The organism is Aeromonas veronii bv. veronii (assembly GCF_000820225.1).
GTDB classification, from domain to species: Bacteria; Pseudomonadota; Gammaproteobacteria; order Enterobacterales; family Aeromonadaceae; genus Aeromonas; species Aeromonas veronii.
Genome location: NZ_CDDK01000013.1, coordinates 171,935 through 188,969 on the forward strand (window position 1 = coordinate 171,935; position 17,035 = coordinate 188,969).

Annotated in this window: 15 protein-coding genes; 13 read left to right on the forward strand and 2 right to left on the reverse strand. The window is 58.4% G+C overall.

The window, feature by feature from the left end:
* Positions 1 to 14 precede the first annotated feature (14 nt).
* From rsxC to gloA, 6 genes are all read left to right on the forward strand, one after another.
* Positions 15 to 2,726: an electron transport complex subunit RsxC gene (gene rsxC / locus BN1139_RS05570; protein ID WP_005350798.1), complete on the forward strand. Its 2,712-nt coding sequence runs from the start codon at positions 15 to 17 to the stop codon at positions 2,724 to 2,726.
* 11 nt (positions 2,727 to 2,737) lie between these two features.
* Positions 2,738 to 3,790, forward strand: coding sequence for an electron transport complex subunit RsxD (gene rsxD, locus BN1139_RS05575; protein ID WP_005350797.1), 1,053 nt, complete (start codon positions 2,738 to 2,740; stop codon positions 3,788 to 3,790).
* A gap of 153 nt (positions 3,791 to 3,943) precedes the next feature.
* Positions 3,944 to 4,576: an electron transport complex subunit RsxG gene (rsxG, locus tag BN1139_RS05580; protein WP_005350795.1), complete on the forward strand. Its 633-nt coding sequence runs from the start codon at positions 3,944 to 3,946 to the stop codon at positions 4,574 to 4,576.
* A 15-nt stretch (positions 4,577 to 4,591) separates the two neighbouring features.
* On the forward strand, positions 4,592 to 5,353 hold the full coding sequence (locus tag BN1139_RS05585; protein WP_013723905.1) for an electron transport complex subunit E: 762 nt from the start codon (positions 4,592 to 4,594) through the stop codon (positions 5,351 to 5,353).
* A 13-nt stretch (positions 5,354 to 5,366) separates the two neighbouring features.
* A complete protein-coding gene (gene nth, locus BN1139_RS05590) occupies positions 5,367 to 6,008 on the forward strand; it encodes an endonuclease III (RefSeq protein ID WP_005350790.1) in 642 nt (213 codons plus the stop codon).
* Positions 6,009 to 6,064: 56 nt separating this feature from the next.
* Positions 6,065 to 6,478 (forward strand): lactoylglutathione lyase, encoded by a 414-nt coding sequence (gloA, locus tag BN1139_RS05595; RefSeq protein WP_005337610.1) that lies wholly within the window; start codon positions 6,065 to 6,067, stop codon positions 6,476 to 6,478.
* A gap of 85 nt (positions 6,479 to 6,563) precedes the next feature.
* Here the strand turns inward: gloA and BN1139_RS05600 are convergent, their stop codons facing one another.
* Positions 6,564 to 7,439, reverse strand: a complete 876-nt coding sequence (locus BN1139_RS05600; protein WP_005350788.1) for a flagellar protein MotY — start codon at positions 7,437 to 7,439, stop codon at positions 6,564 to 6,566.
* 223 nt (positions 7,440 to 7,662) lie between these two features.
* On the opposite strand from BN1139_RS05600, the gene BN1139_RS05605 reads away from it, so the two are divergent.
* The 4 genes from BN1139_RS05605 (at position 7,663) to BN1139_RS05620 (ending at position 11,388) form a co-directional block, all read left to right on the forward strand.
* Positions 7,663 to 8,628, forward strand: coding sequence for an autotransporter domain-containing protein (locus BN1139_RS05605; RefSeq protein ID WP_005350786.1), 966 nt, complete (start codon positions 7,663 to 7,665; stop codon positions 8,626 to 8,628).
* 628 nt (positions 8,629 to 9,256) lie between these two features.
* The gene (locus BN1139_RS05610; RefSeq protein ID WP_005350784.1) at positions 9,257 to 9,796 is read left to right on the forward strand and encodes a hypothetical protein; all 540 of its coding nucleotides are present in this window, start codon (positions 9,257 to 9,259) and stop codon (positions 9,794 to 9,796) included.
* Between the two features lie 87 nt (positions 9,797 to 9,883).
* The gene (locus BN1139_RS05615; RefSeq protein ID WP_005350780.1) at positions 9,884 to 10,267 is read left to right on the forward strand and encodes a hypothetical protein; all 384 of its coding nucleotides are present in this window, start codon (positions 9,884 to 9,886) and stop codon (positions 10,265 to 10,267) included.
* 80 nt (positions 10,268 to 10,347) lie between these two features.
* Complete coding sequence (locus BN1139_RS05620) at positions 10,348 to 11,388, forward strand: IS481 family transposase (RefSeq protein ID WP_041202756.1); 1,041 nt, start codon at positions 10,348 to 10,350, stop codon at positions 11,386 to 11,388.
* A gap of 223 nt (positions 11,389 to 11,611) precedes the next feature.
* Here BN1139_RS05620 and BN1139_RS05625 read toward each other — a convergent pair whose 3' ends face one another.
* Positions 11,612 to 12,661 (reverse strand): porin, encoded by a 1,050-nt coding sequence (locus BN1139_RS05625; protein ID WP_005350774.1) that lies wholly within the window; start codon positions 12,659 to 12,661, stop codon positions 11,612 to 11,614.
* Between the two features lie 395 nt (positions 12,662 to 13,056).
* Between BN1139_RS05625 and dinG the strand changes: the two genes are divergently transcribed.
* From dinG to BN1139_RS05640, 3 genes are all read left to right on the forward strand, one after another.
* Positions 13,057 to 15,129 (forward strand): ATP-dependent DNA helicase DinG, encoded by a 2,073-nt coding sequence (dinG, locus tag BN1139_RS05630; protein ID WP_005350771.1) that lies wholly within the window; start codon positions 13,057 to 13,059, stop codon positions 15,127 to 15,129.
* A 142-nt stretch (positions 15,130 to 15,271) separates the two neighbouring features.
* Positions 15,272 to 15,931, forward strand: a complete 660-nt coding sequence (locus tag BN1139_RS05635) for a YccT family protein (protein ID WP_005350768.1) — start codon at positions 15,272 to 15,274, stop codon at positions 15,929 to 15,931.
* A 181-nt stretch (positions 15,932 to 16,112) separates the two neighbouring features.
* Complete coding sequence (locus tag BN1139_RS05640; protein ID WP_005350765.1) at positions 16,113 to 17,009, forward strand: histone deacetylase family protein; 897 nt, start codon at positions 16,113 to 16,115, stop codon at positions 17,007 to 17,009.
* The last annotated feature ends 26 nt before the right edge of the window (positions 17,010 to 17,035 follow it).

The following is a 17,035-nucleotide window of genomic DNA, read 5'->3' on the forward strand; positions in this document are numbered from 1 at the left end:
ACAGCGGAGCAACCATGCATTCCTTACTCGAACGTATCAAAGCCGGCACGCTCTGGGACTTTCACGGCGGCATTCACCCCGCCGACAACAAGCTGCAATCAAGCCAGAGCCCGGTGGTAGACGCCGGTCTGCCGCCGCGCCTCATCATTCCGCTGCGCCAGCACGCAGGCCCCGCCGGCGATCTGCTGGTGCAGGTGGGCGACAAGGTCAAGAAGGGTCAGCCGCTGACCCGTTATGCCAAGGGGCGGGTCGTCCCTGTCCATGCCTCCACCTCGGGCACCATCACCGAGATTGGCAACCACACGGTTGCCCACCCCTCCGGACTCGGCGATCTCTGCGTCATTCTCACCCCCGATGGGGAGGATGAGTGGGGCGAGCGCAATGGCAAAGCCGATTACTGGAATCTGGAGCGGGGCGAGCTGCTCGAACGCATCCAGCAGGCGGGGGTGGCGGGCCTTGGCGGCGCCGTGTTCCCCACTCACAGCAAGCTCGATGGCCGCGGCCAGCTCACCGAGATCCTGATCGTCAACGGACTGGAGTGCGAACCCTATATCACCACCGATGATCGGCTGATGCAGCAGTATGCCGACGAGATCATGGATGGCATCCGGGTGCTCAAGCACCTGCTCAAACCGAAACTCACCCTGATCGGGGTGGAAGACAACAAGCCCGAGGCAATTGAGCAGCTGACCCGCCACGCCACCGACGAGGACGTGCTGGTCAAGACGGTGCCGACCAAGTACCCCTCGGGCGGTGCCAAGCAGACCATCGAGCTGCTCACCGGCCGTCAGGTGCCCAAGGGGGGCCGCGCGGTCGATATCGGCATCATGGTGCTCAACGTCGCCACCGTGTTTGCCATCAAGCGCGCCATCATCGACGGCGAGCCGCTGATCGAGCGGATCGTCACCCTCACTGGCGAAAGCTTCAAGCAGCCCGGCAACGCCTGGGTGCGCCTGGGTACGCCGGTACGCTGGCTGTTGCAGCGTTTCGAGCTGCAACCGGAAGCGGAGCAGCGGGTGATCATGGGTGGCCCCATGATGGGCTTTACCCTGCCCCACGCCATGGTGCCTGTGGTCAAGGCCACCAACTGCCTGCTGGCGCCGACACAGGCCGAACTGCCCGCCCCCGGCCCGGAGCAGCCCTGCATCCGTTGCAGCGCCTGCGCCGATGCCTGCCCGGCCACTCTGCTGCCGCAAGAGCTCTACTGGTACAGCCGGGCCAAGGAGTATGACAAGGCCGAGAAGCTCAACCTGATGGACTGCATCGAGTGCGGCGCCTGCGCCTGGGTCTGCCCGAGCGAGATCCCGCTGGTGCAGTACTACAAGATCGCCAAAGACGACATTCGCGAAGCCCGTGCCGAGGCCGAAAAAGCCGAACGCGCCAAGCAGCGATTCGAAGCCAAGCAGGCCCGTTTCGAGCGGGAGAAAGCGGCCCGCGAAGCGCGCCATGCCGAAGCCGCCGCCCAGCGCCGTCAGACCATGACGGCCGCAGGCGGGGAAGATCCGGTGGCAGCCGCCCTGGCTCGTATCAAGGCCAAGCAGGATGCCCCCATCACGGCCATTACCGCCACCGCCGAGGGCTTGCCTGACAACAGCGCCGTGATTGCCGCCCGCGAAGCCCGCAAACGGGAAGCGGAGGCGCGCCGCGCCGCCAAACTGGCGGAAAGCGCAAACAGCGAAACAGCCGCTGCGGCGCAATCCACCGAGGCGGTTGACCCCGCCAGCGATCCCAAGAAAGCAGCCATCGCTGCCGCACTGGCCCGCGCCAAGGCCAAAAAGGCCGCTCAGGCTGGCGATAGCGCCGAGCCTGTGACTGCCGAAGCCGTTGCTGCCCCTGCGGTAGATGCTGATCAGCAAAAGGCAGAGGTTGATCCGAAAAAAGCGGCGATTGCTGCCGCCATCGCCCGTGCCAAGGCCAAAAAGGCCGAGGCCAGTGGCGAGCCGGTAAGCGCAGCCAACAGCGCAACAACCGACGCTGACACCCAAAGCGATGCGCCCGCCGATCCCAAAAAAGCTGCAATTGCTGCCGCTATCGCTCGTGCCAAGGCCAAGAAGCTGGCCCAGCAGGGTGACAGCGCTGAGGGCAATCTGACTGCCACTGCAGGCACCAGCGAAACGGCTGCAACCCAAAACGATGCGCCATCTGCGGCCAGCGAAGCGGTTGATCCCAAGAAAGCCGCTATCGCTGCTGCCATTGCCCGCGCCAAGGCCAAAAAGCTGGCCCAGCAGGGCGAAAGTGCCGGTGCTGAGGGTGCGCAGAGTGAGCCAACTGCCAGCGCACAGACCCGCGACGTGGCGCTAGCCAAGGGCGAAGTAACCACCAGCCAAAGCGATACGGCTGCAAGCGAAGCGGTCGATCCCAAGAAAGCAGCTATTGCCGCCGCCATCGCCCGTGCCAAGGCCAAAAAACTGGCGCAGCAGAGCGCAAGTACCAGTGCTGAGGTAGAAAGCGCTGGTACTCAGGTAGAGAGTGCCGGAACTGAGGGTGAGCGCGCACCGGCCGAGCCGATGCAAACCGATGCAGCCAGCAGTGAGCAACCACTTGCCGTCACTGCCGCGCCTGAAGCGAGCGCCCCTGCGGCTGATGCCCCGGTTGATCCGAAAAAAGCGGCCATTGCAGCCGCCGTGGCCCGCGCCAAGGCGAAGAAGCTGGCGGCCGAGGCAGCCAGAGCCGCAGAGAGTGCTGCTGAAGATGCCCCGTCAGCCGACCGAACAACCACAAGGTAATCGACAGACTCATGTTCAATATTGCGACTGCGCCGTTTGCCCATAACCGCAAACAGACCCGAACCCTGATGCTGCTGGTGATCCTGGCCTGCGTGCCGGGCTTGCTGGCCCAGACCTGGTTCTTCGGCTGGGGCTCCTTTATCCAGATCCTGCTGGCGTTGGTGACCGCGCTGCTGTGCGAGGCGCTGGTGCTCAAGCTCCGTGGCCGCGCCATCAAGCCTGCCCTGATGGATGGCAGTGCGGCGCTCACCGCCGTGCTGATTGGTCTCTCCCTGCCGCCGCTGCTGCCGTGGTGGATGCTGGTGGTGGGCACGGCCTTTGCCATCATTGTCGCCAAACACCTTTACGGCGGACTGGGTCAGAACCTGTTCAACCCGGCCATGGTCGCCTATGTGCTGCTGCTGGTCTCCTTCCCGGTGCAGATGACCAGCTGGCTGCCGCCGGAGAGCGTGCGCGCTTACGGCCTCGGTTTTGGCGATGCCGCATCGGTGATCTTCACCGGCTTTAGCCTCGACGGCTACAGCATGGCCCAGCTCAAGCAGGGGGTGGATGGTCTCACCATGGCGACCCCTCTCGATACCCTGAAAACCGGCCTGACCCAGGGGCTCACCACAGGCGAGATCCTGAGCGGCCCGCTGTTTGAGGGCTGGGGCGGCATCGGCTGGAGCTGGGTCAATCTCGGCTATCTGCTGGGCGGCCTGTTCCTGCTGCAACAGAAGGTGATCAACTGGCGCATTCCCACCGCGATTCTCGGTGCCCTGCTGGCGGCCTCCACCATCGGCTATCTGGTAAGCCCGGATGCGACCGCCACGCCCATGTTCCATCTCTTTAGCGGCGCCACTATGCTGGGGGCCTTCTTTATCGCCACCGATCCGGTCAGCGCCTGCACCACACCGCGCGGCCGACTGGTCTATGGCGTGCTGATCGGAATGCTGGTCTACATCATTCGCCGCTTTGGCGGCTATCCGGATGCGTTCGCCTTCGCCGTGCTGCTGGCCAACCTTTGTGTGCCGTTTATCGACAGCCTGACTCGTCCGAAGGTATACGGAGCCCGTCGCCAATGACCAAGACGATAACGCCGAAACGTATCGAGTGCTGCTGGCCAACCTCTGCGTTGCCCACTTTTATCGACACGCTGACTCGCCCGAAAGTGTATGGAGCCCGTCGCCAATGATGTTTCTGCCCTTTTCCCCCATCACAGCTGACGGAGCCCGGACATGTTAAAGAGCATGCGCAAGAACGGCCTTATTCTGGCGATGTTTGCGCTGGGCTGTACCGCGCTGGTGGTACTGACCAACGAGTTGACCAAGGATAAAATCGCCCACCAGCAGCAGTTGGAGAAACAGCAGACCCTCTCGGTATTACTGCCAGAGGGGAGCTATGACAACGATCTGGTGGCCAGCTGCAAGCAAGTCACCAGCAGGAAGTATCTGGGCAGTGATCAGCCGCAGGCCCTATATACCGCCAGCAAGAATGGCGTGGTGACCGGCTATGCATTGGAGGCGATTGCGCCGGATGGTTACAGCGGGGCGATCCGCATCGTGGCGGGCTTTGATGCCAAGGGCACCATCACAGCCGTGCGCGTGCTCGCTCACAACGAGACCCCGGGCCTTGGTGACAAGATCGAGCTGAAAAAATCGGACTGGATCAACAGCTTTGCCGGAAAATTCCTGACCCATGACAACGAGCCCCAGTGGGCGGTGAAGAAGGATGGCGGCGAGTACGATGCCTTTACCGGCGCCACCATCACCCCGCGAGCCGTGGTCAAGGCGGTGAAGAACCTGCTGAAACTGCAGCAGGAGCAACCCGAACTGCTCAGCAACGCCCCGGCTTGTCCGGCGGCGAACTAACGGAGTCGAGCAATCATGAACCAGATGGAACAGATTGAAACGGGCGCAACCCCGATTGCCGAGCTGGAAAGCCGCAAGGGCGAGCTCAAGGAGCTGATGAGTCAGGGGCTGTGGAAGAACAACCCCTCGCTGGTGCAGGTGCTGGGGCTCTGCCCGACCCTCGCAGTCTCCTCCACCTTTACCAATGCGCTGGGGCTGGGCCTTGCCACCATGGCGGTGCTGGTCTGCTCCAACCTCGCCGTCTCGCTGGTGCGCAACTGGGTGCCGAAGGATATTCGCATCCCGGTCTATGTGATGATCATCGCCTCGCTGGTGACCAGCGTGCAGCTGCTGATGAACGCCTACACCTATGGCCTCTATCAGGCGCTCGGCATCTTTATCGCCCTCATCGTCACCAACTGCGTCATCATCGGCCGCGCCGAGGCCTATGCCTCCAAGAATCCGCCGCTGCTGGCGGCCCTCGACGGCCTGATGATGGGCCTTGGCTTTACTCTGGTGCTGCTGGTACTGGGCGGCATGCGCGAGATCATCGGCATGGGCACCCTGTTTGATGGCGCCGAGCTGCTGCTGGGCGAGTGGGCCAAATCCCTGCGCATCGAGCTGTTACACGCCGATGCCAGCCTGCTGCTGGCGATTTTGCCGCCGGGCGGCTTTATCGGGCTGGGGCTGCTGATCGCTGCCAAGAACGCCATCAATGACTGGCGTGATCGCAAACAGGCCGCTACCGTGGCCCACTGCAACGTTGCCCCGGCTCGCGTCCGGGCGACCGAGCTATGATCGGACGCAAGGCATGAACAACCAGAAACGCAGAGAGATCCTCGAGCGACTGCGGGCAAACAACCCCCACCCCACCACAGAGCTCAACTTCAACTCGCCATTCGAGCTGTTGATCGCCGTGCTGCTCTCGGCACAGGCGACCGATGTCAGCGTCAATAAAGCGACCGACAAGCTCTATCCGGTGGCCAACACCCCGCAGGCAATGCTGGATCTCGGGGTGGACGGGCTCAAGGAGTACATCAAGACCATTGGCCTGTTCAATACCAAGGCCGAGAACGTCATCAAGACCTGCGCCATCTTGCTGGAGCGCCACGGCGGCGAGGTGCCGGAGAACCGCGAAGCGCTGGAAGCCCTGCCGGGCGTTGGTCGCAAGACCGCCAACGTGGTGCTCAACACCGCCTTTGGCTGGCCCACCATCGCCGTCGATACCCATATCTTCCGGGTATCGAACCGCACCGGCTTTGCGGTAGGCAAGAATGTGGATCAGGTGGAGGAGAAGCTGCTCAAGGTAGTGCCCGCCGAGTTCAAGCTGGATGTCCACCACTGGCTGATCCTGCACGGGCGTTACACCTGTCTGGCTCGCAAGCCCCGTTGTGGTTCCTGTATCATCGAGGACTTGTGCGAATACAAAGAGAAGGTCTATCCAGAAAGCTGATGGCCTCGCAACCGAGATTGAAAGCAGTACACATCACCAACCCGGAGAACTGAGCAATGAGAATTCTGCATACCATGCTGCGTGTCGGCGATCTGCAACGCTCCATCGACTTCTACACCCGCGTCCTTGGCATGAAGCTGCTGCGCAAGAGCGAGAACAGCGAGTACAAGTACACCCTGGCCTTCGTCGGTTACGGTGACGAGAAGGATGAAGCGGTGATCGAGCTGACCTACAACTGGGGGGTGAGCGAGTACGAACTGGGCTCTGCCTACGGCCACATCGCGCTGGAAGCGGACGACATCTATGCCACCTGCGAAGCGCTGCGCGCCGCCGGTGCCAAGATCACCCGCGAGCCGGGCCCGGTTAAAGGCGGCACCACCGTGATCGCCTTCGTCGAAGATCCGGACGGTTACAAGATTGAACTGATCGCCAAGAAAGATGCCGGTACCGGCCTCGGTGACAGCTTCTAAGCTGCCCTAATCCCGCTGCCGAATGGCAGGATCAAAAAAGAGCGCAGATGCGCTCTTTTTTATGCTTCTCTGACCGGGGACGGCGCTAGATCTCGCCATTGCGCCCCATGCTGATCACCACCCGCCGGTTCTTGGCACGTCCCTGTTCGGTTTCGTTGGAGGCGACGTGCTGCTTCTCGCCATGCCCCTCCACCGAGATCTTGCCGGGATCTATCCCCAGATCGACAAACACCTTCTTGATGGCATCGGCCCGCTTCTCGGAGAGTTTCAGGTTCGGCCAGCGGCCGCCATAGCTGTCGCTGTAAGCATCGATCACCACCACGTCGATGCCCTTGTCCGCCTTGATAAACTCGCTGATCATCGCCAGCCGCCGCTTGGAGGGGATGGAGAGCTGATCGCTGTTCTTGTCATAGGTAAGCACGCTAAAGGCGATATCGTTGAAGCTGTAGGGCAAGAGCCCGCTCAGACAGTCGATAAAAGCCTGATATTTCACCCGAAAGTTGACAGACGAGAGGGACACCCGCACCGCGCGGTTCTGGCGATACCAGTCCCGATACTGGAAGGTCGGCATCCGCCCCCCCTCCAGCTCGTCGAGCATGGTCCAGGCGGTTTGCCCCTCCACCAGCCCATCGAACTGCTGATAGAAGCGCAGTTGACTCACTTCTCGCCCGGCTATCCCCGGGCGCCATACCGGCGGCATGATGCCAAGGCTCACCGTCTGGGTCTGGGCCTGTGGCCGCTTGCCCTTGAGCTCGAAGTCGAGGTTTATCTTGCGTCCGGCGCGGCTGACAAAGGCCCCCGTTCCCCAGTTGGGAATAGGGTGCTCGAGGCGACACTCAATCTGGGTATCGGAGGTCAAACGCCAGACGGATTGATCCAGACCGGCACCAAATTCGGTGACCCCAGCCTGTAACTGCATACTCACGGATATGCTGACCAACCCCAACACCCAAGCGTTCAATTGCTTGTCCTCCACACGATCTCACAAGAGATATCGGCGGCAAGAGGCCAAGCTTTAGCGACAAACTGCAAAGGCGTGCCGTTGGTGTGGCAAAGGCTTGCCCCTCAGCGGCAACCGACCGCAAGCGGCGCTTATTCCCCCCTCTTAGCTCCGTGCCAACCGGCAGGAAGCTCGCTACAGTAAAACTAGGGCAATCAGACGCCGCTTATCGGGAACCACACTCATGCACCGCTCTTGCTTCTCTTTATTGCAGATGTTGTTGCCAATGCTGCTGGCGCTATCCGCCAGCGCCGTCAAGGCCGCAACACAGGATCAGGAGTGGGCACAGGAGCGCGCCAATGCGGTGCTTTCGCTGATGACCTTCACCGTGGTGCCCGACATCACCGCCAGCAACCTCGATATCGGCAGCGGCACCAATCAATCTGCCGCCCTCAACATGACCCAGATCGGTGGCGGCGCAACCATGAGCGAAGCCGTGCCCATCTATCTGGAAGGGGCGATCGGCTTTAGCCGCTACGATCCCCAGTTTGTGGTAAGCAACGGCACAGAGAGCCGCACCCTCCCGACCAAGTGGAACAGCCTGACCGCTTCGGGCGGGATCGGCTGGGATATCGCCCTCCATGAAGACCCGCGCGGTGGCCACTGGGTGCTGCGTCCCATCGCCAACGTCTCGCTCGGTACCATGGCCAGCGATCTGCGGATCGGCAACTGGCTGCTGGAGCGTACCAAGGGCTACTCGCTGGATTTTCTCGATGGTGGGCAGCTCAATATGTACGGACTGGGAGGCTCGCTGATGCTCGACTACGAGCTCTTTTCAAAGGTGCAGGATATCGATCTCGAAGTGCGCTACTCCTACCAGCACCTGCAGAGCTTTGGCGGTACCTCGACCAGCGTCAGTGGTCACGCCGAGGCGGAGAACCTTGGTCTCTATCTGCGCCGCCGGGCCCCGCTATTCCACTGGACCCTGCTCGACAGACCGGTGCGCTATGTACTGGAGGGGGCCCATACCGCATATCTGGGGGAGCAGCGGGGGTTGCTTGGCTTTGACTCCCTCAACTCCATCGGCGCCGGTCTGGAGCTGGACAGCAGCAAATACGACATCATAGTCACCCGTACCCGGCTGGTTGCCCGCTATATGTTCAGCCACAACACCAGCGGTTATTCCATCGGGTTGGCTATGAGTTTCTAAGTCGTTATTTTTGCCTGACACGAGTGGGCCATTCTCAGGGAAAGCACAGTAACACTCCGGGTAATTATGTCCGTATTGATGGAGGATTTATTGATCTACCCCCTTTCATATTTCTCACTACCCAGTCATATCAGGTAAAAATATCTTCCTGCTGGCAGGCCAATTTTGCCCCCCCCCTCGCACACCAAAAATTGGTGCTTTTTTCTGTATATTTACGGCGCGCAATGGCTGATTGGCCCTTGATATCGCTAGCCTGTGCCCGCTTGCAACAGGAAAAATACCAAACGCCCGACATCACTGACCGATGGCCAACCTTATCGATGCCCATAAGGAACCAACCTGGAGGTCCCTCATCTTTTGCACAGTGGCTTGATCTGCACATAAACCATTGTTTTAAAAGGTTTATAGTTTTTCATATTTTATGAGCCAAATTAATCCTGTTTTATTTTACTTACATCACCCGACTGCTAAATTTGGCGTCATCCCGGCAGGACGAGGCGCACTGAAACGACTGACTGCGGGCTACCGATAACAGGTGTGCAATGAGCACAGAAATAACGTTCAGGCATAGCAACCGTTATTTTGACGACATCACACTTGCTGAACCTTGTTGATTTGAGGTTATCTGATGAAAAAAACGCTGCTTGCTCTCTCTGTATTGGTCATAACCGGAACCGCATATGCAGGGGTGCCTGATTTATCCGCCAGCTGTCCTGGACATATTAATCTTCGCGTCGAAGATGGCACGGCTTATATCAATAACCAGCAAGTTCCGCTTAAAAAAGTGAATTCAAATTTCTACGAGGCGAGCAAGGGGCGCACCACCCTCTCCATGGTGAAAAATGGCGACTGGGGCATCACCTATTTTGTCAAAAATGGCGACAGCGGCGCCTGCCAGCTCAATGACGATGAGAACGATGACGACGGCGATGATGAGAACGCCAGCAGCAGTGCCTACAACGGCAGCACTGCGCAAACCAAGGTTGCCGAGAACGCCTGCATGAATGCCGTCGCCAGAAAAGCGGGCGTAAGCCGCAGCAAACTAACCCTCGACTATGTGGCCGACTCCCAAGCGGGGATGATGATTGATATCAAAGGGCCCAATGACCGGCTCTGGCACTGCCTCACCGACGCCCGCGGCCATATTTCTGGCATCAATCAGGACTGATTTCGAGCCACGGCTCAGCGGGACCCACACCGACCGTGGGGGCTCCACCCCTTATCCATTGCAATTATTTGATACAGGTAAATGAAGATGAAATCCAAACAGACTCTGCTCAATATCGCCCTCGGTTGCCTGCTGGCGGTCGGTATCTCCGGCTGCGCCGTGGCTAAAACCCATCATGGCCACAAGACCCATGCCCAAGCGCACGCTCAGGAAGGGGCCGTGCAGTATGGCGACGAGAGCCCGTGGGCTGGCAACTATAAGGCGGTCACTGACGATGGCCGCACCTTGGCCGAAATTCACGTCGATACCACAGGGGAAACCTATATCGATGGCAATCAGGTAAAGCCAAGTCACAGCGGCAGCGACTACCTGAAATTCAAGCAGGAGACTATCACTTACACCCTGCGCAAAAGCGGCGCCAGCTGGAAAGACAGCGATGCCGGCACCAGCGGCCGCATCCTGTTCGATTGATCATCCCGACACCGACCTTGCCAGACACCAAGCCCCGCCAAGGGGCTTTTTTGCACCTGCAAAATACTATCAGCCTCTGCATGATCACCAACGAGAAAGTAGCACGTCGCAAACTCAGCCTGCTAGACCTCGCCAAAGAGCTCAATAATGTCAGCAAAGCCTGCAAGCTCATCGGCTACAGCCGTCAGCAGTTCTACGAAATTCGCCGTAATTACCAGACCTATGGTGCCGAGGGATTGCTCGACAAACTGCCCGGTTGTAAAGGGGCTCATCCCAATCGGGTTGCGCCCGAGATTGAACAGGCCATCCTCGATTACTCCCTCACCAGACCAACCCATGGCCCGCTGCGAGTCGCGCAAAAACTGGCTCTGCAAGGCATCAACGTCAGTGCGGGTGGTGTGCGTGGCGTGTGGCAACGTCACGACTTGCTCTCCAAACACGACCGCTTGCTGCGCCTCGAGAAAACTCACCGTGAGCAGACCATTGAGCTCAATGAAGAACAAATTCGCCTGTTAGAACGCTCTAGCCCCGAGTTCCGCGAACGTCAGATAGAAGTCCACTACACCGGGGAACTGGTGGCGGTCGACACCTTCTTCGTCGGCGCGCTCAAGGGAGTTGGCAAGGTGTATCTGCAAACCATGCTGGACTGCTACAGTCGCCACGCCTGGAGACAGCTCTACACCAGCAAGCTTCCAGTGACCTCGGTTCATGTGCTCAATGAAACGGTACTATCGTTCTTCGAAGCCCACGAGGCACGGGTCTATATCATCCTGTCAGATAACGGGCGCGAGTTCTGTGGACGCCCAGACCACCATCCCTACGAGCTGTTTCTGCAACTGGAGGGGATTGAGCACCGGACAACCAAGGTACGCAGGCCGCAGAGCAACGGCTTTATCGAACGGCTACATCGCACACTGCTGGATGAACACTTCCGTATCAAGGGGAGAACGACCTGGTATGAGTCGGTAGAACAGATGCAGACAGACCTGGATAGCTATCTGGTGCACTACAACACCCAGCGGCCACATCAGGACAGGATGATGGAGGGTCAGACCCCCTACACCATGTTCAAGAAGGGTCTGAAATTGATACCGAAGGAAGTGCGCACTAAAGTAGCGTAAACAAGACACCGGTTTGAGGCCGGAGTCAGGTGATAACTAGATCTGTACAAATTAACCGAGACCGGCAATCTGCCAACTATCACTAGAAATTACAATCCGGCGATTCACCAGTACTCCGTTACGCAATAGCAATGCCGCCAAAAAGAAAATGGCCGAGATATCATCTCGGCCATTCGTAGCCTAGTCAAAGACTCAAGCCTGGATATTACTCATGTGCAACTTATTAGAAGTTGTACTGCAGAGCAACAGTCCACTCGTCGTCTTGCTTGTCGATGCCCTGGATCTTGTACTCGGTGTAAGCTTTCAGCTTCGGAGTGAAGGCATACTGAACACCCAGCAGGGTCTCGTCAACCAGATCCTTGTAAGTAGAACCGGCAGCTTGAGCGTTGGCCTTGCCTTCTTTGAAGTTGTAACCAGCCAGGAAGGTCCAAGCATCTACGTTGTAAGAAGCAGCCAGCTCGTAACCACGGCCGTCATCTTTCAGACCCAGGCTCTTGTTCTTCACTTCGCCTTCAGTGTAAACACCAGCGAAGTAGAAACCATTGATAGCGTAGTGCGCGCCAACAGCCCACTCGTCTTTCTTACCAGTCTGACCGTTAACTTTGTTTTGCAGGTCGGAGTAGGCATAACCGGCGTTGAAGCCCAGACCGAAGTCAAAGTCGTAGCCAGCGGCAACGGCATAAGCTTTCTTACGCTTAACGTCTTTACCCCAAATAGCGTCTTCTTTGATCTTCTGACCAACGTCAGTGATCTTGACCGCTACGTCATCGTTGGTTTGGTAGGAAACTTTACCTTTGAAACCACCAAAGGTGTTGGAGTAGATAACCTGCCCTTCCTGACGACCGTCATAGAAGTTACCAGCATCGCCCCACTCGTTGAAAATATCGGTAGGCTCGAGTACGTCGTAGAAAGCAGTGTCGGTCTGACCGAAGATGATTTTACCGTACTGGGTGCCGTCAAAGCCTGCATAGATATGACGAGCATCGAACTTGCTAGACTTACCGTCACTGCCCTTGTCGGAGTTTTCAGCAGCAACTTGCCACTCGGTCTTGGCAATACCGGACCAAGTGTTGTTCAGAGCAACTTTACCGGACCAGCCCAGACGGGAAGAACCAACCAGCTCGCCGTCGGTATCATCGTGCTCACCGTAGTAGTTAGCCTGTACACGGCCGTATACGTCGAAAGTGGTACCGTCTTTGTCATAGATCACTGCGGCGTTAGCGGCGGATGCAAACAGAGCCGGAATAGCAATAGCCAGAATTGTCTTTTTCATAGTTTCCAATGCCTACTGTAATTAAACACTAAGTTGTTGTTATTCCCTGTGTTAGCGATGTTCTTTGCATCACTATGCCGCCGAGACTAGCACCGGATTTTTTGAACCGCAATGAAAAAACTTGGAACTTTTTACGCAAACCATAGTCATGGAGGCAAAAATGTGAGCCAAGTCTCACCTGACGGCAAGGCAAAAGGAAAACGTTTACAATGAATCCTGCTGATTATTTGGACTCAAATAGTCTATTTTGCATGCAAATAATGCTAACTACCTGATAAACAACCAAAGTGGTCTGATCAGCGTAAAACAGCCGTGATAATGGCAGTTGCCTCGACCTCACCAAGGGGTTGCGGGTATCCTTGTCCTTCGATTAACCCCTAACTGGCCTTCTCTTCATGCTCTCTACTCGCCTTAAAGCCACCATTCGTCAAACCTATCGCCAGATTTCGGATGGATTACCCGGTTTTGTGCCGCGCAAAGAGCAGAACTTTCTGGTGGCCGAGATAGCCAAAACCCTGACCGGCGAGTACGACAAGCAGCGCCGGATCCTGGTGGCCGAAGCGGGCACCGGTATCGGCAAATCCCTCTCCTATGCGCAAGGTGCCATCCCGGTGGCGCGGCTCACCCAGAAGAAGCTGGTGATATCCACCGCCACCGTGGCCCTGCAAGAGCAGCTGATCCACAAAGACCTTCCTTTTTACCACCGCCACAGCGAGCTGCCGTTTCGCTTTATGCTGGTCAAGGGGCGGCAGCGCTACTGTTGCGAGCATCTGCTGGAGCAGGCAGCCAGTGGCGCCGAGATGGCCAACTTCGAGCTCGACTTTGGCAGTCTGAGCAAATCCAAACCATCTGACAGCGACAAAGATCGCTACCAGGCTCTGTGGCAGGCCTACATCAATGGCAAGTGGGACGGGGATCGGGACAACTGGCCGGAGCCCATTCCCGACACTTGCTGGGATCGCATCGCCGCCGACCGCCACACCTGCAACAAGGCGCTGAGCCATCACCAGCACTGCCCCTTTCATCGCGCCCGCAACGACATGGAGAGCGCCGATGTGCTGGTCGTCAACCATGCGCTACTGCTCTCCGATCTCACCATGGGCGGCGGCATCATTCTGCCGCCCCCTGATGAGTGCATCTATGTGCTTGATGAGGCCCATCACCTGCCCACCATCGCCCGGGATCACGGCGCGGCGTCGGCCAGCGTCAAAGGCTCGCGTCGTTGGCTGGAGAAGCTGGTACAAAGTGCAGGCAAGCTGGCGCGGACTCTTAATAAGGAGAGCCTGCTCGACCCCCAACTCAAACTTCAGGATGCGCTGGCCTCCATCCAGCCCGACCTGAAGGCGGTCGAGCAGTGGCTCAGCGCCAACGATCGGCTGTTTGGTACGGAACCTCACTACCGCTTCGCCGAAGGGGTACTGCCGGATCCCCTGCCCATGCTGGCGGAGAATCTCAAGGAGTCGAGCAAGAAGGCGCTGCGGGCGCTGGATCGGATGCAAGGGGCCATAGGTGAAGCGCTGAAAGATGGTGAGATCCGCCGCAAGGAGGCCGAACCTCTGCTGGCCGAGAGCGGTTTTCATCTGCAACGGCTGGAGAGTTTCTGCGCCCTCTGGGAGATGCTGGGGCGCCATGTCCCGACCGGTAAAACCCCGCTCGCCCGCTGGATGGCCAAGAGCGATGACGGCGATATCTGGCTGCACGCCTCACCGATTGAAGTGGGGTATCTGCTGGAGGAGTGGCTCTGGTCGAAATGTCTGGGGGCCGTGCTGGTCTCCGCGACCCTCACCGCCCTCTCTTCCTTTAGCTATTTTCGCCATCAGGTGGGGCTCAAGGAGCACGACGGCACTCGCTATCTGCGCCTGCGCTCCCCCTTTGACTATCAGAAAGCCGAGCTCTATCTGCCCAAGATGGAGCACGAACCCAACTCGCCAGCCTTTACCAACGAACTCATCAGCGTGCTGCCACGCATTCTGGCGGGCAAGGAGGCGAGTCTGGTGCTCTTCTCCTCCTACCGCCAGATGAATGAGGTGGCCATTGGCTTGCGAGCCAAGGGACTATCACTGCTGGTGCAGGGGGAAGCCTCCCGCAATGCCCTGCTCACCCTGCACAAACAAAAGTGCGATGGCGGTCAGGCCAGCATTCTGTTTGGTACCGGCAGCTTCTCGGAGGGGCTGGATCTGCCGGGTCACTACCTTACCAATCTGGTCATCACCAAGCTCCCCTTTGCGGTGCCCAACTCACCGGTCGAGGAGGCTACCGCCGAATGGGTGGAGCAGCGAGGGGGGAACCCGTTTCTACAACTGACGGTGCCAGAAGCATCGCGCAAACTGATCCAGGCCTGTGGCCGCCTCATCCGCAAAGAGGCTGATCGGGGGCGAGTCACCATTCTCGACCGCCGCCTGCTGACCAAACGTTATGGCAAGGGGTTGCTCGACGCCCTCCCCCCGTTTACACGGCGGATCGAATAAATAAGTCGGTCGCTATTGATAAACAAACTGACAGCAGCGCGAACATCGACCACCAGAAAGAGCCATTGCTGCAGTAGGCCAAACCTGTAAAAATGAGCCCCTGTTTTCAGTGGGCAATCGCCTGACTGTTCAAGGAGATGAAATGAAACTGACTGTTCTGGTACCGGCGCTGGCTGGTCTGTTGTGCGCCGGTAGCGCCCTTGCTGATGCCCAATTGGAAGTGACCACCCCGTATGTCGTCCAGCTGATCGATGGTCAATCCATCAACCCCAAGCTGCTCGACAAAACCAGCACCTTCCCCCTCTCTGCCGGCAAACACCAGTTGGTCGTCGCCTTTGAAGGCAACTACTCCAGCCGTAACGAAATCAAGCTGGTGACCGCCGAGCCGCTGGTGCTGAACTTCACTGCCGCCGACAACCAACAGCTGGTGCTGGACTATAAAAAGCCCCGCAACGAAGCCGAAGCCAAGCAGTTTGTCAAAGAGCAGAAAGTGGCGCTGAAAGACAAGGTCAGTGGTCAGCAAGTGAGTAGCGAACAGTTCGTGATGCCGAAAGTAGAGGGCTTCCAGCTGACCCGTGACTATCAGCAAGAGCTGATCAACATGGGCAAAGCCTTCAACCAGCCCAAAGCGGTGGCCGTCTCCTCTGCTGCCGTGATGGCTGCCGCCAGCGTACCGGTTCAGGTTGCCCCCAGCAAGGCTCAAAGCAATCCGGAAGCGCTGACCCAGTTGCAAAACTGGTACAACAAGGCCGATGCGGAAACCCGTAAAGCCTTCCAGATCTGGGTTATCCAGCAGCAATAAGCCGGGCTGGGATATTGACTGAAAGGGGAGCCAAGCTCCCCTTTTCTATATCCTGCGGTCTCACTCACGACGCGTCTTTATTTATGCGCTGCCACTTCCCCTTTATATAGGGAGTACATATATGGATTCATCTGCTGATTTCATATATAGAAAGCGCCACCTTGCCAGGGAGAATGGCACCATGTCGTTGCGCATTTTCTATCACCCCCTCTACTCCTCCCTGACGCTACCCGAGCGCCATCGCTTTCCGCTGGCCAAGTATCAGGGGCTGTTTGAACGCCTGCAGGTGCAGGGTTACCCCCTTGGCGAAGCACCGGCCGCAACCTGTGAGCAAATCTGTCGCATTCACGATGCCGATTATGTCGCGGCGGCCCTGAGCGGCCAGCTGGAAGATCGCGCCATCCGCAAGATCGGTTTTCCCTGGTCACCCATGCTGACAGAGCGCACCTTGCGCTCGGTGGGTGCCACCGTTGCCGCCAGCCGCCATGCTCTTGAGCAGGGATGCGGCTTGCAGATCTCCGGTGGCTACCACCACGCCCATCGGGATCACGGCAGCGGTTTTTGTCTGTTTAACGATTTGGTGATTGCCGCCCAGGCTTGCCTCGACGAGGGGCGTTGTGAACAGGTGCTGATCGTCGATCTCGATGTGCATCAAGGAGATGGCAGTGCGGCCCTGTGCGCCGGACGGCGCGATATCATCACCCTCTCCCTCCATGGTGAGCACAACTTTCCCCATCACAAAGCCACCTCTCACCTCGACTTTCCACTGCCAAGCGGCATGACGGACGATGCCTATCTCACCACACTGCAACAGGCACTCTCACTGGCACTGCGCCTCTATTCGCCTGATCTCATCCTCTATCAGGCGGGCGTCGATGTGCATCATGCCGACGAGCTTGGCTATCTCTCCCTGAGCGATGAAGGGGTGCGCCTGCGCGATGCCATGGTGTTTGACTGCGCAGTACAACACGGTGTGCCCATCGCGGCGGTGCCCGGTGGCGGCTATCGCCGCGACTGGCAACAGCTGATCCCGCTTCATATGTCGCTGTTTGAAATAGCGCGCCACCGTTTTGGCTGATGGCATGGCTTTATAGCGCGGACACC

Bases quoted from the DNA above. Each gene is read 5' to 3' on its own strand.
- rsxC (WP_005350798.1), top strand. From the start codon at position 15: ATGCATTCCTTACTCGAACGTATCAAAGCCGGCACGCTCTGGGACTTT.
- rsxD (WP_005350797.1), top strand. From the start codon at position 2,738: ATGTTCAATATTGCGACTGCGCCGTTTGCCCATAACCGCAAACAGACC.
- rsxG (WP_005350795.1), top strand. From the start codon at position 3,944: ATGTTAAAGAGCATGCGCAAGAACGGCCTTATTCTGGCGATGTTTGCG.
- BN1139_RS05585 (WP_013723905.1), top strand. From the start codon at position 4,592: ATGAACCAGATGGAACAGATTGAAACGGGCGCAACCCCGATTGCCGAG.
- nth (WP_005350790.1), top strand. From the start codon at position 5,367: ATGAACAACCAGAAACGCAGAGAGATCCTCGAGCGACTGCGGGCAAAC.
- gloA (WP_005337610.1), top strand. From the start codon at position 6,065: ATGAGAATTCTGCATACCATGCTGCGTGTCGGCGATCTGCAACGCTCC.
- BN1139_RS05605 (WP_005350786.1), top strand. From the start codon at position 7,663: ATGCACCGCTCTTGCTTCTCTTTATTGCAGATGTTGTTGCCAATGCTG.
- BN1139_RS05610 (WP_005350784.1), top strand. From the start codon at position 9,257: ATGAAAAAAACGCTGCTTGCTCTCTCTGTATTGGTCATAACCGGAACC.
- BN1139_RS05615 (WP_005350780.1), top strand. From the start codon at position 9,884: ATGAAATCCAAACAGACTCTGCTCAATATCGCCCTCGGTTGCCTGCTG.
- BN1139_RS05620 (WP_041202756.1), top strand. From the start codon at position 10,348: ATGATCACCAACGAGAAAGTAGCACGTCGCAAACTCAGCCTGCTAGAC.
- BN1139_RS05625 (WP_005350774.1), bottom strand. From the start codon at position 12,661: ATGAAAAAGACAATTCTGGCTATTGCTATTCCGGCTCTGTTTGCATCC.
- dinG (WP_005350771.1), top strand. From the start codon at position 13,057: ATGCTCTCTACTCGCCTTAAAGCCACCATTCGTCAAACCTATCGCCAG.
- BN1139_RS05635 (WP_005350768.1), top strand. From the start codon at position 15,272: ATGAAACTGACTGTTCTGGTACCGGCGCTGGCTGGTCTGTTGTGCGCC.
- BN1139_RS05640 (WP_005350765.1), top strand. From the start codon at position 16,113: ATGTCGTTGCGCATTTTCTATCACCCCCTCTACTCCTCCCTGACGCTA.